Annotated in this window: 17 protein-coding genes; 6 read left to right on the forward strand and 11 right to left on the reverse strand. The window is 67.0% G+C overall.

Going from position 1 to position 15249, the window contains the following annotated elements:
* Nucleotides 1-16: 16 nt before the first annotated feature.
* Nucleotides 17-1069 carry an ATP-binding protein gene (locus tag ACOZ4I_RS14960; protein WP_424000920.1) on the reverse strand — a complete coding sequence of 351 codons (1053 nt, stop codon included), beginning with the start codon at nt 1067-1069 and terminating at the stop codon, nt 17-19.
* 75 nt (nt 1070-1144) lie between these two features.
* Between ACOZ4I_RS14960 and ACOZ4I_RS14965 the strand changes: the two genes are divergently transcribed.
* Nucleotides 1145-1591 (forward strand): DUF7382 domain-containing protein, encoded by a 447-nt coding sequence (locus tag ACOZ4I_RS14965; RefSeq protein WP_424000922.1) that lies wholly within the window; start codon nt 1145-1147, stop codon nt 1589-1591.
* On the opposite strand, the gene ACOZ4I_RS14970 is transcribed toward ACOZ4I_RS14965, so the two are convergent.
* From ACOZ4I_RS14970 to ACOZ4I_RS14985, 4 genes are all read right to left on the reverse strand, one after another.
* Nucleotides 1588-2319: a protein-L-isoaspartate O-methyltransferase family protein gene (locus ACOZ4I_RS14970; protein WP_424000924.1), complete on the reverse strand. Its 732-nt coding sequence runs from the start codon at nt 2317-2319 to the stop codon at nt 1588-1590. The two genes, ACOZ4I_RS14965 and ACOZ4I_RS14970, sit on opposite strands and share 4 nt — an antisense overlap.
* Nucleotides 2320-2413: 94 nt before the next feature.
* Nucleotides 2414-3037, reverse strand: a complete 624-nt coding sequence (locus ACOZ4I_RS14975) for a protein-L-isoaspartate(D-aspartate) O-methyltransferase (protein WP_424000926.1) — start codon at nt 3035-3037, stop codon at nt 2414-2416.
* A gap of 1 nt (nt 3038) precedes the next feature.
* A complete protein-coding gene (locus tag ACOZ4I_RS14980) occupies nt 3039-3692 on the reverse strand; it encodes an HVO_0476 family zinc finger protein (RefSeq protein ID WP_424000928.1) in 654 nt (217 codons plus the stop codon).
* A 329-nt stretch (nt 3693-4021) separates the two neighbouring features.
* Nucleotides 4022-4975: an aminopeptidase gene (locus ACOZ4I_RS14985; protein ID WP_424000930.1), complete on the reverse strand. Its 954-nt coding sequence runs from the start codon at nt 4973-4975 to the stop codon at nt 4022-4024.
* A 190-nt stretch (nt 4976-5165) separates the two neighbouring features.
* Between ACOZ4I_RS14985 and ACOZ4I_RS14990 the strand changes: the two genes are divergently transcribed.
* The gene (locus ACOZ4I_RS14990) at nt 5166-6230 is read left to right on the forward strand and encodes a type II glyceraldehyde-3-phosphate dehydrogenase (protein ID WP_424000932.1); all 1065 of its coding nucleotides are present in this window, start codon (nt 5166-5168) and stop codon (nt 6228-6230) included.
* Nucleotides 6231-6241: 11 nt separating this feature from the next.
* On the opposite strand, the gene ACOZ4I_RS14995 is transcribed toward ACOZ4I_RS14990, so the two are convergent.
* Nucleotides 6242-6733 carry a metallophosphoesterase gene (locus tag ACOZ4I_RS14995; RefSeq protein ID WP_424000934.1) on the reverse strand — a complete coding sequence of 164 codons (492 nt, stop codon included), beginning with the start codon at nt 6731-6733 and terminating at the stop codon, nt 6242-6244.
* Between the two features lie 86 nt (nt 6734-6819).
* Between ACOZ4I_RS14995 and ACOZ4I_RS15000 the strand changes: the two genes are divergently transcribed.
* Entirely contained in the window at nt 6820-7062 is a 243-nt protein-coding gene (locus ACOZ4I_RS15000; protein ID WP_424000936.1) for a DUF7533 family protein, read from the forward strand.
* Nucleotides 7063-7069: 7 nt separating this feature from the next.
* Here ACOZ4I_RS15000 and ACOZ4I_RS15005 read toward each other — a convergent pair whose 3' ends face one another.
* A complete protein-coding gene (locus ACOZ4I_RS15005; protein WP_424000938.1) occupies nt 7070-7744 on the reverse strand; it encodes an RNA ligase partner protein in 675 nt (224 codons plus the stop codon).
* Between the two features lie 99 nt (nt 7745-7843).
* Between ACOZ4I_RS15005 and ACOZ4I_RS15010 the strand changes: the two genes are divergently transcribed.
* On the forward strand, nt 7844-8956 hold the full coding sequence (locus ACOZ4I_RS15010; protein WP_424000940.1) for an RNA ligase: 1113 nt from the start codon (nt 7844-7846) through the stop codon (nt 8954-8956).
* Nucleotides 8957-8984: 28 nt separating this feature from the next.
* Here the strand turns inward: ACOZ4I_RS15010 and ACOZ4I_RS15015 are convergent, their stop codons facing one another.
* From ACOZ4I_RS15015 to ACOZ4I_RS15025, 3 genes are all read right to left on the reverse strand, one after another.
* On the reverse strand, nt 8985-10832 hold the full coding sequence (locus tag ACOZ4I_RS15015) for a UvrD-helicase domain-containing protein (protein ID WP_424000942.1): 1848 nt from the start codon (nt 10830-10832) through the stop codon (nt 8985-8987).
* Nucleotides 10833-10904: 72 nt separating this feature from the next.
* Nucleotides 10905-11204, reverse strand: a complete 300-nt coding sequence (locus tag ACOZ4I_RS15020; protein WP_424000944.1) for a DUF7521 family protein — start codon at nt 11202-11204, stop codon at nt 10905-10907.
* Between the two features lie 27 nt (nt 11205-11231).
* Nucleotides 11232-11582: an ArsR/SmtB family transcription factor gene (locus ACOZ4I_RS15025; RefSeq protein ID WP_004515333.1), complete on the reverse strand. Its 351-nt coding sequence runs from the start codon at nt 11580-11582 to the stop codon at nt 11232-11234.
* Nucleotides 11583-11714: 132 nt separating this feature from the next.
* Between ACOZ4I_RS15025 and ACOZ4I_RS15030 the strand changes: the two genes are divergently transcribed.
* A complete protein-coding gene (locus ACOZ4I_RS15030; RefSeq protein WP_424000947.1) occupies nt 11715-12212 on the forward strand; it encodes a helix-turn-helix transcriptional regulator in 498 nt (165 codons plus the stop codon).
* A gap of 261 nt (nt 12213-12473) precedes the next feature.
* Here ACOZ4I_RS15030 and ACOZ4I_RS15035 read toward each other — a convergent pair whose 3' ends face one another.
* Nucleotides 12474-12653 carry an HVO_0416 family zinc finger protein gene (locus ACOZ4I_RS15035; protein WP_424000949.1) on the reverse strand — a complete coding sequence of 60 codons (180 nt, stop codon included), beginning with the start codon at nt 12651-12653 and terminating at the stop codon, nt 12474-12476.
* Nucleotides 12654-12887: 234 nt separating this feature from the next.
* On the opposite strand from ACOZ4I_RS15035, the gene ACOZ4I_RS15040 reads away from it, so the two are divergent.
* Nucleotides 12888-15173, forward strand: a complete 2286-nt coding sequence (locus ACOZ4I_RS15040; protein WP_424000951.1) for a nitric-oxide reductase large subunit — start codon at nt 12888-12890, stop codon at nt 15171-15173.
* Nucleotides 15174-15249: the final 76 nt, after the last annotated feature.

Raw genomic sequence — 15249 nt, forward strand, 5'->3', positions numbered from 1 at the left:
GACGGCCGGAGCCGAATTAAATCCCGCCGTCGGTACGGGTGGTCGCGGGCGGCCGGTCGCTCGCCCGCGGTGCCCCGCCACCGTGCGGCGTGTCGCGCTCGCGAACGGTCACGTGGTGGACGGACTCCGTCGCGTCGTCAACGACGAGCGCACCGCCGGTAGCGGTCGGCAGACGCTCCGAGAAATCGCCGTCGAGGTACGTCGGGCGCGCCGACCGGAGCGCGTCGACGTCCGCGGTGCTCGTCAGTCGATGCGCGATCAGCAGATCGGCCTGCGATATCGCTGTCGACGGGAGCGCGCTCGGGCGCTGTGTCGCGAGCACGACGCTCACGCCGGGCTGGCGGCCCCGCGTCAGGAGGCGGCGGATTGGCCGGGCCGCGACCCCATCGGTGAAGGCGTGGGCCTCGTCGACCAGCAGCCAGGGGAGTGGACCCGTCTCGCCTGCGGCCCGAGTCTCGTACAGCGCCGTCGCGACGGCCGCCAGCACCGCGCCCGCCGGGCGGGTGTCGAGACCGGCCACGTCGAGGACGGTCAGGTCGCCGCCGCACAGGTCCGACGCCGAGAGCCCGTCGGGGTCGAAGACGCCCCACGACGCCGCGAGTTCGAGGTGGTTCGCCGCCGCCCGCCGCGTCGGGTCGGCCGCCGCCGCGTCCGCGACCCACTCGCACATCCCGTCGAGCGTTGTCCGCTCGCTCGCCGCCCGCCAGAGCAGCGCGCCCGCGGCCCGTTCGGGGTCGAGGCCGAGCACGGTACACCACTGACGCGGCCCGAGAGAGTCCGCACACACCCGCGGGTCCACCACCGTCGCCGGCACGTCCGCGTCGGCGAGCGGCGTGAACGCGCCCATCGGATCGACGACGACCGGCGCGACGCCGTCGGCCGCGAGCAGCCCCTCGGCGAGCACGCCGAGCGTGTACGTCTTCCCCGATCCGCGCTTGCCGACGACGAGCCCCGCGTGCGGACGATCGAGATCGACATCGACCGCTGCACCGCGGCTCCCGTCCCGTGCCCGGTAGTGTCCGAGGCGTCCCGTCGGTCCGTTAGTCCCCTCGCGTCCGATGACGACCATGCCGAGGCTGGTCCCGCCCCGCTACGTGAACCTTCGGCCGAGGGTTCAAGTACGAGTCCGGGACCAGCCCCGTCCATGTCAGACTCGCTGTGGCGCGACGAACGCGCGATCGAAGGCCTGCCAATCCGCCTGGTCATCGCACTGGTGGTCGGCGTGGCCTGCCTCTCCGTGATGATGAGCACGATTTCGGGCATCGAGACGCTGCAGGTGACCGAAGTGGACGTGGAACCGGCCCCCGAGGTGACGACGCCGGGGACGCAGAACGTGACCGTCACCGTCGTCGACTCGAAGGGGTCGCCGGTGTCGGGCGCGACGGTCGTCGCCAAGAGCGGGACGGCGACGCTCGACGGCGTGCGGACCGGCGAGACGAGCGCCGCCGGGAACGCGACGCTCTCGCTGTCGCCGTCGCTCGGGTCGAACCAGCAGGACGGGACGGTCGTCTTCGAGGTGAAACCGCCCGCGGGAAGCAGCTACGAGGACGCGCGCTCGAACACCGACCTGCTCGTAGTCGAGTCGGGCTAATCCTCCCAGTCGATCCACTCCTGCTCCCAGCCGGCGCGGGACTGCGCCGCGCGGCGGGCGTGCTCGCGGTCTTCGCGGTGGGTGCGGTTCCGCTCGACGGTGTCGGCCTGCTCGCCCTCGACGAGCATCGGCTGGAAGGCGACGGTCCCGAGCCGCTCGGTCGAGCCGTCGGCCCCGACCACGGCCAGCGACTGCTCGCCGGTCCCCAGCGGCATCACCAGTCGACCGTCGTCCGCCAGTTGCCGGACGAGCGCGCGCGGTGGATCGACCGCGGCCGCTTCCAGCAGAATGCAGTCGTACGGCGCGTACTCCGGGAGTCCCTCGGCCCCGTCGCGGCGGTCGACGAGCACGGCCTCGTAGCCCGCCCGCGCGAGGTTCTGCCGGGCCTCGACGACCAGCCGTCGGGTGATGTCGATGGCCTGGACGTTCGCGGCCCCGACGCGCTCGGCCAGCACCGCGGCCGTGTACCCGACGCCGGCCCCGACCACGAGCACTTCGTCGTCCTCCTCGGGAGCCAGTGCCTCCAGCAACCGGGCGGCTGTGCTGGGCGAGAGCACGCGCGTCCCCAACCGTTCGAACGGGCGGTCGGAGTAGGCGTGGTCCTCACCGACGAACGTCTCGCGCGGGACGGCGCGCATCGCCGCCGACAGCCACGCGCTCTGGACGACGCCCTTGCTCTCGTGTTGCAGGCTGTCGACCATGTCGCCCCGCAGTACCGCCGGGTCCATATCCGAGGTTCCCGCCGGAGCTATATCAATCACGCGCCACGCACCGGCGGCCGTCCGTTGGTGATCGTCACGGGCGCCGGTCGGCCGCCGAGAATCACTGCAGCGGGACGAACCGAACGCTCCCGTGGTCCTCCCTGTCGAGCGTGCCGTCCGCTCGCTTGCGTGCCCGAACGAGCGTCTGGGTCCCGTCACCGATCGGTGCGAGCAAGTACCCGTCGGTCCGGGTCTGCTCGACCAGCGACGGGGGGAAATCGGGGGCCGCACACGTCAGATAGACGCGATCGTACGGCGCGTGCTCGGGCCACCCTTGCTTGCCGTCGCCGGCCCGGACCGACACGTCGCCGTGGCCGGTCGCGGCCAGCGTCTCCCGGGCCGTCGCCGCCAGTGACTCGTGGTACTCCACGCTGTAGACGTTCTCGGCGCCGACCAGTTCGGCCGTGACGGCCGCGTGGTACCCACAGCCCGTCCCGACTTCGAGGACCGCGTCGCCGGACGAGAGGTCCAGCAGATCGGCCATGATGGCGACCATGTGCGGGGCCGAGATGGTCTGTCCCTCGCCGATGGGGAGCGGGCGGTCGGCGTAGGCGTTCCGGCGCTTCCGCTCGGGAACGAACAGATGGCGCGGGACGCGCTCCATCGCGTCGAGAACGGACTCGTCTGCCACCCGCTCGCGCAGGTGCGTTACCAGCCGCGACCGTTCACGGTCCCAGTCGACCATCCTACCACGCCGACCACGCCGTCGTCGACTCGTCGCGCACGTACAACCGGTTGATATCCTTTGCAATCGCCGAATCACCGTCGTGGTCCATGTTCTCGTGGTCGTAGCCGGTGGCGTCGTCGCGGACGTGGATCCCCTCGACGGTGAACTCCTCGTCGCCGAACTCGTCGGTCTCGCCGACGACGAACTCGTAGTCGCCGGGGACGTGGAGCTTGAAGCTCTCGGTCTCATCGTGGCGACCGTCCTTCGGGTGCATCGTGACGTTGACCGCGACGTTCCCGACCGCGCGCGACCAGATCGTCTCGACGTCGCTGGCCGTCGCGTCGTCCTCGCGGCCGTCGTCGGTCTCCAGACTGGTGATGCGAGCGGTCACCACCGCCTCCTCGGTCTCCAGCAGGAACTCCTCGCCGACGGCGAGGGTCTCCTCGGCCGGCACGTCGACCGTCGCGGTGAAGGAGTCGCCGTCCTGCGAGACGACGACCTTCCGCTCCAGCGTCTCGTCTTCGGGAAGCTGTTCCTTGTGGACGTGGTCGCAGTCCGTACAGCGAACCGTCACGTGGCCGCCGGGCTTGAGCACCTCGTGGACCGTCTCCAGATCGGGTGAACAGGCCGGGCACGGCAAGGCGATGCGTTCGCCCGGTGTCGCGTCAGTCATACCTCGGCGTTGATTGCGCTCCCGTAAATGGTCGTCGCCACGGCTCTGCTCGTGGTTCGCCCTCGCACGGCGCGGCGCTGCCGCGGGGACCGTGCGGCCACCCGCTACGTAAGAATGTGCCGCCGAACTGTGGGTATGATCCGCCTACGGAATCGCTTCTGGCTCGCGAGTGCGGTCGTCGCACTGACGGCAGCCGGCGGGCGGACGGTTTCGCCGCTCACTCGGCACGTGGAAGTTTCACTTCCACGCCGACTCACGGCTCCTGTCAGTCGCCGCTCGCTTGTGGGAGGTCTACGACCTCCCTGTTCGCGGCTCGCAACGCTCGCCGCTCACTTTGCACGTGGAAGCTCCACTTCCACGCCGTCCGCATACACGGTCGGCTCTTGCAGAATCCCGTCCAGGTGGATCGGCGCGTGCACGTCGCCGCCCATGGCGTGGTCGTCGCCGATGGCGATGTGGACCGTCCCGCCGGCCTTCTCGTCGAGCAGGACGGAGCCGACGAGTTCGGACACGGCGACGTTCGTCCCGATGCCGAGTTCGGCGAGGTTGTAGGCGTCCCGTCCCACTTCCTCGGCGGCCGCCTCGACCTCCGCGCGGATGTCCGGGTCGTCGATGTCGGTGACGTAGCCGTCCTCGACTTCGAAGGTCAGGAGCCGTCCGTCGAGTTTGCCGTGGGGACGCATCGTCCCGTCGACGACGAACGTGCCGTCGGCGGTCTCCGGCGCGAGGAACACCTCGCCCGCGGGGAGGTTCGACATCTCGCCGGCCTCGTGAACGATGCCGGTGTCGAGGTGCCACTCGCGGGCGCCGACGCCGAAGGTGATGTCCGTCCCCTGGGGCGACGTGACGCGGATCTCGTCGGCGTCCTCGACCTGTTCGAGGACGGCCTCGCAATGGCGTTCGATCGACTCGTAGTCCGCGTCGAGACCCATCAGGAACACGCCCTCGCTGATGCCGGGGAGCGTCGCGACGCGCGCGCCGGCCTCGTTGGCCTCGGTCCGGGCCTCGGTGTGGCTCAGGCTCTTTGTCGTCGGCGCGAGCACCACGTCGGCGGACTTCATCGCGCCGGCGACGGGCGCGGGCGGTTCCTCACCGTGCTGGTCGCCCGGCGGGTAGCGCACGAAGGCCGCGTCGTCGGTGATTTCGGCGGCAACGCGGTACAGCGCTTCACCGATGGCCTTGCGCTGGTCGTCGGTCACCACCGCACACGACTCGTCGGACTGGAGATTCATGCACTGCCGGACGGCCGTTTCGGCGGGGACGCGAAGCGACGAATTGTCCATAGCAGTGCTGTGTGCTCGCGCTGAATAACTCTTGATGGAGGCGGCACGTCCCGACAGCGATTCAGCGCCGAGAGCGCCGCCAGCGTCGGTTGTGGCAAAAGTTGACATCCGTCGGTGGTACAACTATCTGAGTTAATTTCTTCAAATTTTAATCACAAAGAATATACTCTCCCCGAAGAAATGAAGGTGTATGCTCCACGTGGGCATCAACGGCTTCGGCACCATCGGGAAACGCGTCGCTGACGCGGTGCGTGTCCAGCCAGATATGACTGTTGCGGGCGTGGCAAAGCGCTCGCCGAACTTCGAGGCAACTATCGCACACGACCGCGGGTACGACCTCTATGCCGCCGACGGACGCGAACCGTTCGACGAGGCCGACCTCGCGACCGCCGGAACGGTCCACGATCTCATCGAGGCGAGCGACGTAGTGGTCGACACGACGCCGGGTGGCGTCGGGGAGGCCAACGCCCCGCTCTACGCCGAACACGACACACCGGCGATCTTCCAGGGTGGTGAAGACGCCGACGTGGCGGACGTGAGCTTCAACGCTCGCGCCAACTACGACAACGCCGTCGGGGCGGACACGGCCCGCGTGGTCTCCTGTAACACGACGGGACTCTCTCGCCTGCTGGCCCCGCTCAAGGAGTCCTACGGCGTCGAGAAGACGCGGGTGACACTCGTCCGCCGCGGTGCAGACCCCGGCCAGACCAGCCGCGGTCCGATCAACGACACCCTGCCGGACCCGGTCACGATCCCCTCCCACCACGGGCCCGACGTCCAGACCATCTTCCCCGACCTCGACATCGACACGATGGGGATGAAGGTCCCGACGACGCAGATGCACACCCACAGCGTCAACGTCACGCTGGAGAGCGAGCCGACCACGGAGGAGGTCACGGCGCTGCTCGCCGACGAGTCGCGCCTGTTCCTCATCCCCGAGACGCTCGGCATCGACGGCGCGGGGAAACTCAAAGAGTACACGCGCGACGCCGGCCGGCCCCGCGGCGACGTGTGGGAGAACTGCATCTGGGCGGAGTCAATCACGGTCCAGGGCCGCGACCTCTACCTGTTCCAGGCCATCCACCAGGAGGCCGACGTGGTCCCGGAGAACATCGACGCCGTCCGCGCGCTCTCAGAGCGGACCGCGAGCGCCGAAAAGAGCATCCGTCGGACCGACGAGGCCCTCGGCGTCGGCCGCGGGCTCGTCGAACACGAAGGCAACCCACAGCCCGTCGACAGTCACGCGGACGACTAGCCGGACTGCCGTTAGCCCAGTTCGTGGAACTCGATTTCGCCCGTTTCCGTCGAGAGCGTCGCGACTGAGAACGGCTCCGGTGCCGGCGGAATCGAGATGCCGCCGGGGTTGATTCTGACCGTCCCTTCGCGGTCCTCGGTGCCGCGTTCGTGAGTGTGACCGTGGAGGACGTAGTCGTAGGTGCCACAGTCGACCAGCGCATCCACGATGGCGCCGCTCGTACCGTGATACACCGCGACTTCGTGACCGTCCAGCGTGAGTTCACCCATCTCGCCGAAGTAGGTCCCGAACTCCGCGACCGTGGACTGGACCACCCACTCGCCGTCGTTGTTGCCCCGGGCGGCGTAGAACGACCAGTCGCCGTCGAAGGGCGTCACCGAGAACGGAGCCACGAAGTCGCCGCAGTGGACGACCGTCTCACAGCCGGCGTCCGCGAACGTCTCGACGGCGCGGTCGACCAGGTCCGTGTTGTCGTGCGTGTCCGAAACGATTCCGACCAGCATGGAGGCCCGTTTACCGCCCGCGTTCTTCAACGTACTCCCGGACGGGTGCCGACGTGCTTTTCCCGGCCAGGCGCGAAGCGGGGCCAATGGCACAGGGCATTCTGGACACCATCGGCCTGCTGACGGTCGTCGTCTTCGCGATTCCGGTCGCGCTGTTCGGGGCCGAGCACCTCGTCCGCGGCGAGGTCGTCCCCGGCGTCGCCTTTCTCGCCATCGCCGTCGCGATGGTCGCAATCGAGCAGTACGTCGTGACGCCGACGGACCTCCCCGGGATGGTCGCAGAGAAAACTGTTGGCGCGGTCGTCACGACGGACGACGAGGACGAGTAGGAGCCGACTACCCCGTGTCGCGCCAGCGGTCCGGGTCGTCCGCGGCGAGGTACTCCTTGAGCAGCGGTGGGAAGTTCCGGCCCTTGAGGTAGCGAAGGCCGAAGTCCTCCGCCCAGTTGATGATGCCCTGGTCCTCGGTGACGACCCCGGCGTCGAGTTCGCGGGCGAGGATGAGGAGGTCGAAGTCCTCGCGGGAGTCGAGCACGCCCTGCCGGAGCGTGTTCCGGTACTCGTCGCGCAGGTCCGAGATGACCTTGTCCACCTGCGTCATGTGGTCGTGTTCCTCGATGGTCTCCGCGCGAGACTCCTCGGCCTTGCGGACGGCCTTCTCCGAGACCCGGAGGCCGCGGTCGACCCGGTCTGACATCTCGTCGATGAACTCGTAGACCAGGTCGGCCGGGATCATCACCTCGTAGTGGGCGGGCGACTTCGTGATGACCCACGTGTCCAGTTTCGTCGTCACCTCGTCGCTGACCGCCCGGTCGGCGAGCATCGTCGTCAGTTCCGCCTTGATCGACGGCGGCATGTAACAGGAGATGTTGTGGACCAGTTTCGCCTCGGAGATGAGGTCTAACAGCTCCAGACAGGCCGCATCGAGGTCCTCGTCGTCCGACCGTATCTCCGGCGTGAGAAACAGCGACGTGTCGAGGACGAACCGTTGCTTGAGCGGGCGATCGACCATGTGTTTCGCTTCGACGGCCCGACACTAATGCCCTCTGGCGAGTCCCGACGAGTGGGACGCGCCAGCAGAACTTTGGGCGCGTGCCAATAATTACCACGCATGTCGCGAGACTGGGCGTCGGTGCTCGGCACCGACGCCGATGTCGACGACGTGCTGGAGCACTTCGACACCGAGTGGTTCCGCGGTCGGAAGTACCGGCACCTCGGCGACGCGCGCCACGGCATCGAGCGCGGGACGGCCCTCGTCGGCGACACGGTCGTTCGCGGCTACCCCTCGATGCCGCGCGCGCTCGTCCTCGAACCGGCAGTCGAGGAGGCGTTCGACGGCCCGGTCGCCGTCGAAGAGAAACTCAACGGCTACAACGTCAGAGTGGCTCGCGTCGACGGCGACGTACTGGCGTTCACCCGCAGCGGGTTCATTTGCCCGTACACCACCCGGAAGATCGAACGGCTGGTAGACGCCGACGCGTTCTTCGACGAGTACCCCGAGCACATGCTCTGTGGCGAACTCGTCGGGCCGGAGAACCCCTACACGAACCACGACTACGCCGAGGTCGACGAGGTCGGCTTCTACGTGTTCGGCGTCCGCCACCGCGAGAGCGGGGATCCGATGGGCGTCGAGCGGCGCCGCGACGCCTGCGAGACGTACGGACTCGACAGCGTCGCCCACTTCGGGACGTTCGCGCCGTCGGCTGCCGCCGCGGAAGCGCGCGAGCGCATCCACGACCTCGACGAGCGCGGCCGCGAGGGCGTGGTGCTGAAGTCGACCGACGGCCGCCAGGCGCTGAAGTACACGACGAGCGCCATCCACCGGGCCGACCTGGAACACGCCTTCGAACTCCCCTTCGAGTACGGACGGGACTTCGTGTTCACCCGGGTCATGCGCGAGGCGTTCCAGGCCGTGGAGTTCGAGGAGTCGGACGAGCGGGTCCGCGAGCGGGCCCAGCGACTTGGCGAAGCTATCCTCCGCCCCGCCGTCGAGACGATTCGCGCGGTCGAGGCCGGCGAGTCGGTCGGTGAGACCCACACCATCCGCGGCACGCCCGAGAGCATCGAAGACGTGCTGTCGTACTTCCGCGAGCAGGGGCTCGAACTCCAGGTCGAACGCGACGAGGGCGGCGACGGCGAGCGCGTCGTGACGTTCACGAAAGTCGCTCGGTCGACGCGAGACAAGACCACCTACTACCTCGACGGCGGGACCATCGACGAGTAGCGGCGGCGAAAACAGCGCGGCGTGCGACTCAGTCGGCAGCGATGGTGTCGCCAGCCTCGTCGAGCAGTTCGTCGATCGAGCGCTCGCTGGGTTCGTTCTCCAGCAGCACGTCGATGGGCAGCGTCGGCGCGCCGTCGACGAGATTCTCGAGCAAGACGAGTCGCTCCCGGGCACGGGACATTCCGACGTAGAACACGCGGCGCTCGTTGTCGGTCAGCGTCGGCACGGGGCTGGTGTGCTTGGTGAACTCGTCGACGCCGGGGACCTCGATGCCCTGCTGGTCGACGGTGGCGGCCATCTGCTCGACCACCTTCTCGGTGAGGTCCGTCGCGACGAACACGTGGTCGGCCTCGCGACCCTTCGCGGAGTGGATGGTGCCGACGCGGACGCGGTCGGTGTCCATGCCAGTGTAGTCGCCCCGGAAATACGCGTCGACGGTGCGCTCCTGGAAGTTCGTCACCTTCCGAAGCATGTCGCCAGCGGAGGCCGCATCCGGGATGAACGGGACGTGGTCGCGGACGACCTCGGGGTCGATCTCGATGTCCGCGATGTCCGCGTCCTCGTCCTCGTGAGCCTCTTCGATCTCCTCCAGCGCGTCGAAGAAGTCGTCGCGCTCGCCGGTGCCGAATGCGGAGTCGACGAGCATGTCGGCGAGTCGCCGGGCCTGAAGCACGGTGAGCGGTTCGTCGGCGTCGACGGACTCCAGCCCGCGGACGTATTGCGTGAGGCGGTCGGTCCACATCCGCTGGTCCGTGAGACAGGAGAAGGGGATGCCCTTGTCGATGAACTCGTCGATGAACTGGAACATCTGGTAGCGCGCCCGGAACAGCACCATCACGGTCTCGTCGGACTGTTCGATGGTACTCTGGACGTTGCGCGAGAGGTCGAACATCGAGGGGTTCTGGACCGCCTCGACACGACCCCCCTCCTTGCGCGGATTGAGGTCTTTCTCCTGGCGCTTCTCGATGTGGCGCACCTCGCGGTTGACGACGTTGAGGATGCGCGAGGGGAGCCGATAGGAGTTGGGCAGCACCTCGTCCTGTGTCACGTCCTCTTCGAGCAGGAGGTCGGGGTCCGCGCCCTGCCAGGCGTAGACGACCTGGTCGTCGTCGCCGGCGATGAGGACGCGCTCCATGTGGGGTTTCCACTCCTGATACACGTCGTACTGGAGGGTCGTGATGTCCTGGAACTCGTCGATGATGAGGTAGTCGACGTTGGGGAGCAGCGAGCGCTGGGCGACCCGTTCGAGCATGTCGGCGAAGCCGGTCAGATCGTTCTCGCCCTTGTAGGTGCGCCAGCCGCGGATGGCGGCGGGCACGTCCACGCGGTCGTCGTCGGTCGGCCACGTCGGCGTGTACTTGTTACCGGTCTGGGCGTTGTCGTCGATCTCGGGCGGGAGGCGGACCTCCTCGTCGTCCCACTTGAAGGGGACGTCGTACCAGTCGGCCACGTCGCGCCGGGTGCGCTGGAGCCACTGGCTCGTCGCGATGATCTTGTTCCCGAGCGTCGTCGAGCGGGCCGAGCGGCGGCGCGACCCCTCGTACTCGTCCTCGTAGTCGATGCCGAACTCCTCGCAGAAGGCCTCCTTGTCGTCCTCGCCGACGACGTCGCCGCGCGAGAGGTTCAACAGCTCGTATGCCTTCGCGTGCATCGTACAGACGTTGCCCCGGAGTGCGCGCGGCGACTCCCCGAGCCGTTCGGCGAGGCGCTCGCGCACCTCTGCGGCCGCGGCACGCGTGTACGAGACGACGAGCACGTCGCGGAAGTCGACGCCCTCCTCTTCCAGCAGTTCGTCGACACGGTCGAGCAACGCCGTCGTCTTCCCGCTACCGGGCCCACCGAACAGGCGGACAACCTCGGTGGTCGAATCAGCCATTGGACATGTAGTGGGGCCGCTGGCAGATAAACGACGTGCTTTCGTGAGCGAAACGCAGACCGGTCGGGCACCCTACCGATACAGCGAGACGTACAGCATCGAGAACCCGATGATGAAGGGGATGGTTTCGGCCATCTGGAAGAAGACGCGGACGAGCGCGCCCGTCTCGCCGGCGCTCAGTTGCGTGATGACGCTGGAGATGGCGACGCCCATGCTGATGAACGCGAACCCGACGAAGGCGTACTGGAGACGCTCTGATGGGCGTTTCCGGTAGGCCTGGAAGCTGATGAGGGTGATTCCGAGCGTGAGCCCGAACACCACCATCCGCATCAGGACGAGTGCGCCGCGGGCGAGAGCGACGCCGTCAGTCACCACGGTCAGACCTCACGTTCGTCAGCGTCATTCCGGATTCAGTTCGTCCCAGAGCTGGCTGAATCGGTCCGGGAGGTTCTCCTCTCGGTAGATACGGACCTTGTACTCTTCGTCCTCCAGGGAGATGACCGTCGACTCGAAGTTGGACTCGTACACCTTGTAGTGGTTCCCGTCCTCGGCGACGAGCGTTCGGTCTGTGACGAGGTCGTACTCGTCGAGCAGTTCGATACGGCGGTACACTGTCGGGAGAGAAAGATCACACTCCTCGGCGAGTTCCTTCGCCGACTGCGGTTCCCGGCTGATCGCGGCGAGTACGCGACGCGCGTGCTGGTCACCGATCGTATCGAGAATCTCCTCAATGCTCTGTTCCTCGGCCACTACCCGTTCGTTCTCGTCGCGATATATAAAATTTATCCAGCACAGCGGTACTTTCACGCTGAGAAAACACTGCACTGTTTATATGTTCATTCACCCTGTAGCGTCGGATGCAGATCGCGTTCAGGTGAGACGATGTCCGGAGACAACCTCCGTCGCGTGACGACGGGCAAGACACAGGGCGAGACAGCCGACGAGCGACTGACCCCCCTCGTCGGGATCGAGCGCCCGCATTCGCATGACCCGCCCAGTCGTGACGCCATCTCGGAGTCGCTGTTGGCTTCGGTCGTCGACGACGTCGCCGACGGCGATGTCGACATCGACGACGGACTCGTCACACAGAGTCTGGACGAAATCCTCCTGGCGATGATCGCCGTCGCCGACGGTGGCACCCACGGGACCGGACTGATGGAGGAGCTGTCGTCACAGTTCGGTGCCGAGCTGAGTCCGGGGACAGTGTACCCCCGGCTCCACGATCTGGAAGCCCAAGACACGCTCCAGATGCACGAACTCGTCCAGACGAAGCAGTATACGATCGCTGATACCGCGACTGCGAAAGAGCGGATCCAGAATGCCGCGTATCAACACCTCGTGCTCGGGATGTTCCTCCAACTGTCTCTCGACACGATGTGATCACGAGCGACCCATCGAGACGACGTCCACGCTGATTGGGCCGCTGTCGTGCGGTCAGGGGTGTGACGAAGCTCGGTGGGTCCGACACTGACCCCCCCAATCACGGTCGGCACCGCGCCGCTTGACCCCCGGCGTCGGTCGCCCGACTCTTGATTACCCACTTCCTACTGCGCCACGACGCACAGTCGTCAGTTCCGACTGGACGACCAGTGAGCCACGGGCTCGCGACCTGAAGGTCCGAAGAAACGAAATCCGGCCCAGTCAGTGTGCCGGTGCCCAGCCACACACCGAGCACTGGGACGCTGTCGACTCGTGAAGACCGCCACAATCCGGGCACTGCTTCTTGTTGTAGTTCTCCTCCCATCCGGTCTCGTCCACGTCGTGACCGCGCTGGGAAAGGAACTCGTCGAACATATCGTCACTACTCGGTGCGGACGCCATACATGTTAAGGTATAGCACACCATTATATAGGTCTATTGGTATTGCGAATCATTGCCACAACATGCGGTGACATTGAACAGTCAGGTAGTGCGGGGGCATGCCGTCGGTCGAACCCGCATATCGCCGACGGGCGTCGGATGAATCGGTGTCAGGGCGAACATATTCGCACCGGCCACCAGCGGCTGAGAACGCAGAAACCCCTTCTTGGGCGGCCCGGGCGAACGATCGCACACATGGAACTGAAACGCAAAACCATCGCGAAGGTGCTCGTCGTCGCCTTCGTGTTCAATCTCGTCGTGATGGGCGCAGGCGCGTGGATCGCCTATCAGGAGGCCCCACCCATCCCCGAACGGGTGGTCGGGCCCGACGGCGAGACGATCGTGACTGACGAACAGATTCGGGACGGCAAGAAGTCGTTCCAGAAGAACGGGCTGATGAACCACGGGTCGATCCTCGGCAACGGCGCGTACTACGGCGCGGACTACACCGCCGACGCGCTGGAGTTGAAGACCCAGTACATGCGGACGTACTACGCCGAGGAGCGCTACGGGACGGACTACGACTCGCTCGCCTCGGCCGAGCAGGCCGCGGTGAACGACGTGGTCAAATCTGACCTCGAAGGCGAGTACGGCGGCGGCCCCATCGAGTACTCCGCCGCGGAACTGTACGCCCACGAGCAGGTCCGCGAGGTGTACGTCGAGCGCTACCACGAGGGGAGCCACGAGCGCGGCGTCCCCGAGGGCATGATCGAGAACGCGGAGGACGCACGGAACTTCGCCGACTTCGCGATGTGGACGGCGTGGTTCTCTCACACCGACCGCCCCGGCGGTGAGCACTCCTACACGAACGACTGGCCCTACGAACCGGCCGCCGGCAACGACGCCACCGGCGCAGCGATGACCTGGAGCGTCGTCGCCATGGTCCTGCTCGTCGGCGGGGCCGGGGCCGGCATCTGGCTGTACAAGGCCGTCGACCTCCCGGAACCGTCCGCCGCAGGCATCTCCGTCCCCGAGCCCGGCGACGTGAGCGTCTTCCCCAGCCAGCGGTCGGCGCTGCGGTTCGTCCCGGTCGCCGCGGGGCTGTTCCTCGCGCAGGTGTTACTGGGCGGGTTACTGGCGCACTTCTACATCGAGCGCGCCGGCTTCTTCGGTATCGAGCGAATCTTCGGCGTCCACATCCTCCAGTTGCTCCCGTTCGCGATGGCCAAGACCTGGCACATCGACCTGGGCATCCTCTGGATCGCCGCGACGTGGCTGGGAGCCGGACTCTTCCTCCCGCCGCTGCTGACCGGCCACGAACCGAAGCGTCAGTCGACGTACATCGACGGCCTGCTGGTCGCCATCGTCGTCGTCACCGTCGGCGGCCTCGGCGGCATCTGGCTCGGCGCGAACGGCTACCTCGACGGCCAGCTCTGGTGGCTGCTCGGCAACGAGGGCCTGGAGTACCTCGAAGTCGGGAAGGTCTGGCAGGTCGGCCTGCTCGTCGGCTTCGGCCTCTGGGCGGTCCTCTCGATCCGCGGGCTGAAGCCGATGCTCGACCGCGAACAGCCGTTCGGTCTCGCGCACATGATCCTGTACGCCGGCGGCTCGATCGCCCTGCTGTTTACCGCCGGGTTCTTCTTCACCCCGGACACCAACATCGCCGTCACGGAGTTCTGGCGCTGGTGGGTCGTCCACATGTGGGTCGAGGGGGCCTTCGAGTTCTTCATCGTCGCCATCGTCGGCCTGACGCTGGTGTCGATGAATCTCCTCGAACGCAAGAGCGCCGAGAAGGCGGTCATGCTCCAGGCGCTGCTCGTGATGTCCACCGGCGTCATCGGCGTCTCCCACCACTACTGGTGGGTCGGGATGCCGGACATGTGGGTCCCCATCGGGAGCGTCTTCTCGACGCTTGAACTCATCCCACTGGTGTTCATCCTCTACGAGGCCATCGGGCAGTACCGCGCGATGACCGAGACGGGCGGGTTCACCTACAAACTCCCGTTCATGTTCATCGTCGCCAGCGGCGTCTGGAACTTCGTCGGGGCCGGCGTGCTGGGGTTCTTCATCAACCTCCCGCTCATCAACTACTACGAGCACGGGACCTACCTCACCGTCGGCCACGCCCACGCCGCGATGTTCGGGGCCTTCGGCTTCCTCGCGCTGGGGATGGTCACGTACATGCTCCAGATCTCCATCAAGCCCGAGCGCTGGGACGCGTCCTGGCTCCGCGGGGCGTTCTGGTGCTGGAACGTCGGCCTCGCGCTGATGGTGTTCGTCTCCGTGCTCCCGGTCGGCTTCCTCCAGCTAGAGGCCGCCTTCACCGGGAGCTACGCCGCCGCCCGCAGCGTGGCGTTCTACGAGCAGCCGCTCGTCCAGACGCTGTTCTGGGCGCGACTGCCCGGCGACACGCTCATCATCGTCGGGACGGCGCTGTACGTCGCCGACCTGATCCGCAAGCGGTTCGTCCTTCGGCAGTCCGAGGACGACCCCAGCGTCGACGACATGGCCGTCGCTGAAGGCGTGCTGAGCGACGACTGAGACGCGCCGCGGGCCGTGACCGACGGCCCACCACCACCACGACTTATGCGGTTTCGGGACAGACGCTCGTGAGACC

Origin of the sequence: Haloarcula salina (assembly GCF_049603855.1) — an archaeon.
Classification (GTDB): Archaea; Halobacteriota; Halobacteria; order Halobacteriales; family Haloarculaceae; genus Haloarcula; species Haloarcula salina_A.

Coding starts and splice junctions, on each gene's coding strand:
- ACOZ4I_RS15015 (WP_424000942.1), bottom strand. CDS start 10,832: ATGGCTGATTCGACCACCGAGGTTGTCCGCCTGTTCGGTGGGCCCGGT.
- ACOZ4I_RS14980 (WP_424000928.1), bottom strand. CDS start 3,692: ATGACTGACGCGACACCGGGCGAACGCATCGCCTTGCCGTGCCCGGCC.
- ACOZ4I_RS14975 (WP_424000926.1), bottom strand. CDS start 3,037: ATGGTCGACTGGGACCGTGAACGGTCGCGGCTGGTAACGCACCTGCGC.
- ACOZ4I_RS14970 (WP_424000924.1), bottom strand. CDS start 2,319: ATGGACCCGGCGGTACTGCGGGGCGACATGGTCGACAGCCTGCAACAC.
- ACOZ4I_RS15005 (WP_424000938.1), bottom strand. CDS start 7,744: ATGGTCGATCGCCCGCTCAAGCAACGGTTCGTCCTCGACACGTCGCTG.
- ACOZ4I_RS15010 (WP_424000940.1), top strand. CDS start 7,844: ATGTCGCGAGACTGGGCGTCGGTGCTCGGCACCGACGCCGATGTCGAC.
- ACOZ4I_RS15000 (WP_424000936.1), top strand. CDS start 6,820: ATGGCACAGGGCATTCTGGACACCATCGGCCTGCTGACGGTCGTCGTC.
- ACOZ4I_RS14960 (WP_424000920.1), bottom strand. CDS start 1,069: ATGGTCGTCATCGGACGCGAGGGGACTAACGGACCGACGGGACGCCTC.
- ACOZ4I_RS14995 (WP_424000934.1), bottom strand. CDS start 6,733: ATGCTGGTCGGAATCGTTTCGGACACGCACGACAACACGGACCTGGTC.
- ACOZ4I_RS14965 (WP_424000922.1), top strand. CDS start 1,145: ATGTCAGACTCGCTGTGGCGCGACGAACGCGCGATCGAAGGCCTGCCA.
- ACOZ4I_RS15040 (WP_424000951.1), top strand. CDS start 12,888: ATGGAACTGAAACGCAAAACCATCGCGAAGGTGCTCGTCGTCGCCTTC.
- ACOZ4I_RS15030 (WP_424000947.1), top strand. CDS start 11,715: ATGTCCGGAGACAACCTCCGTCGCGTGACGACGGGCAAGACACAGGGC.
- ACOZ4I_RS14985 (WP_424000930.1), bottom strand. CDS start 4,975: ATGGACAATTCGTCGCTTCGCGTCCCCGCCGAAACGGCCGTCCGGCAG.
- ACOZ4I_RS14990 (WP_424000932.1), top strand. CDS start 5,166: ATGCTCCACGTGGGCATCAACGGCTTCGGCACCATCGGGAAACGCGTC.
- ACOZ4I_RS15035 (WP_424000949.1), bottom strand. CDS start 12,653: ATGGCGTCCGCACCGAGTAGTGACGATATGTTCGACGAGTTCCTTTCC.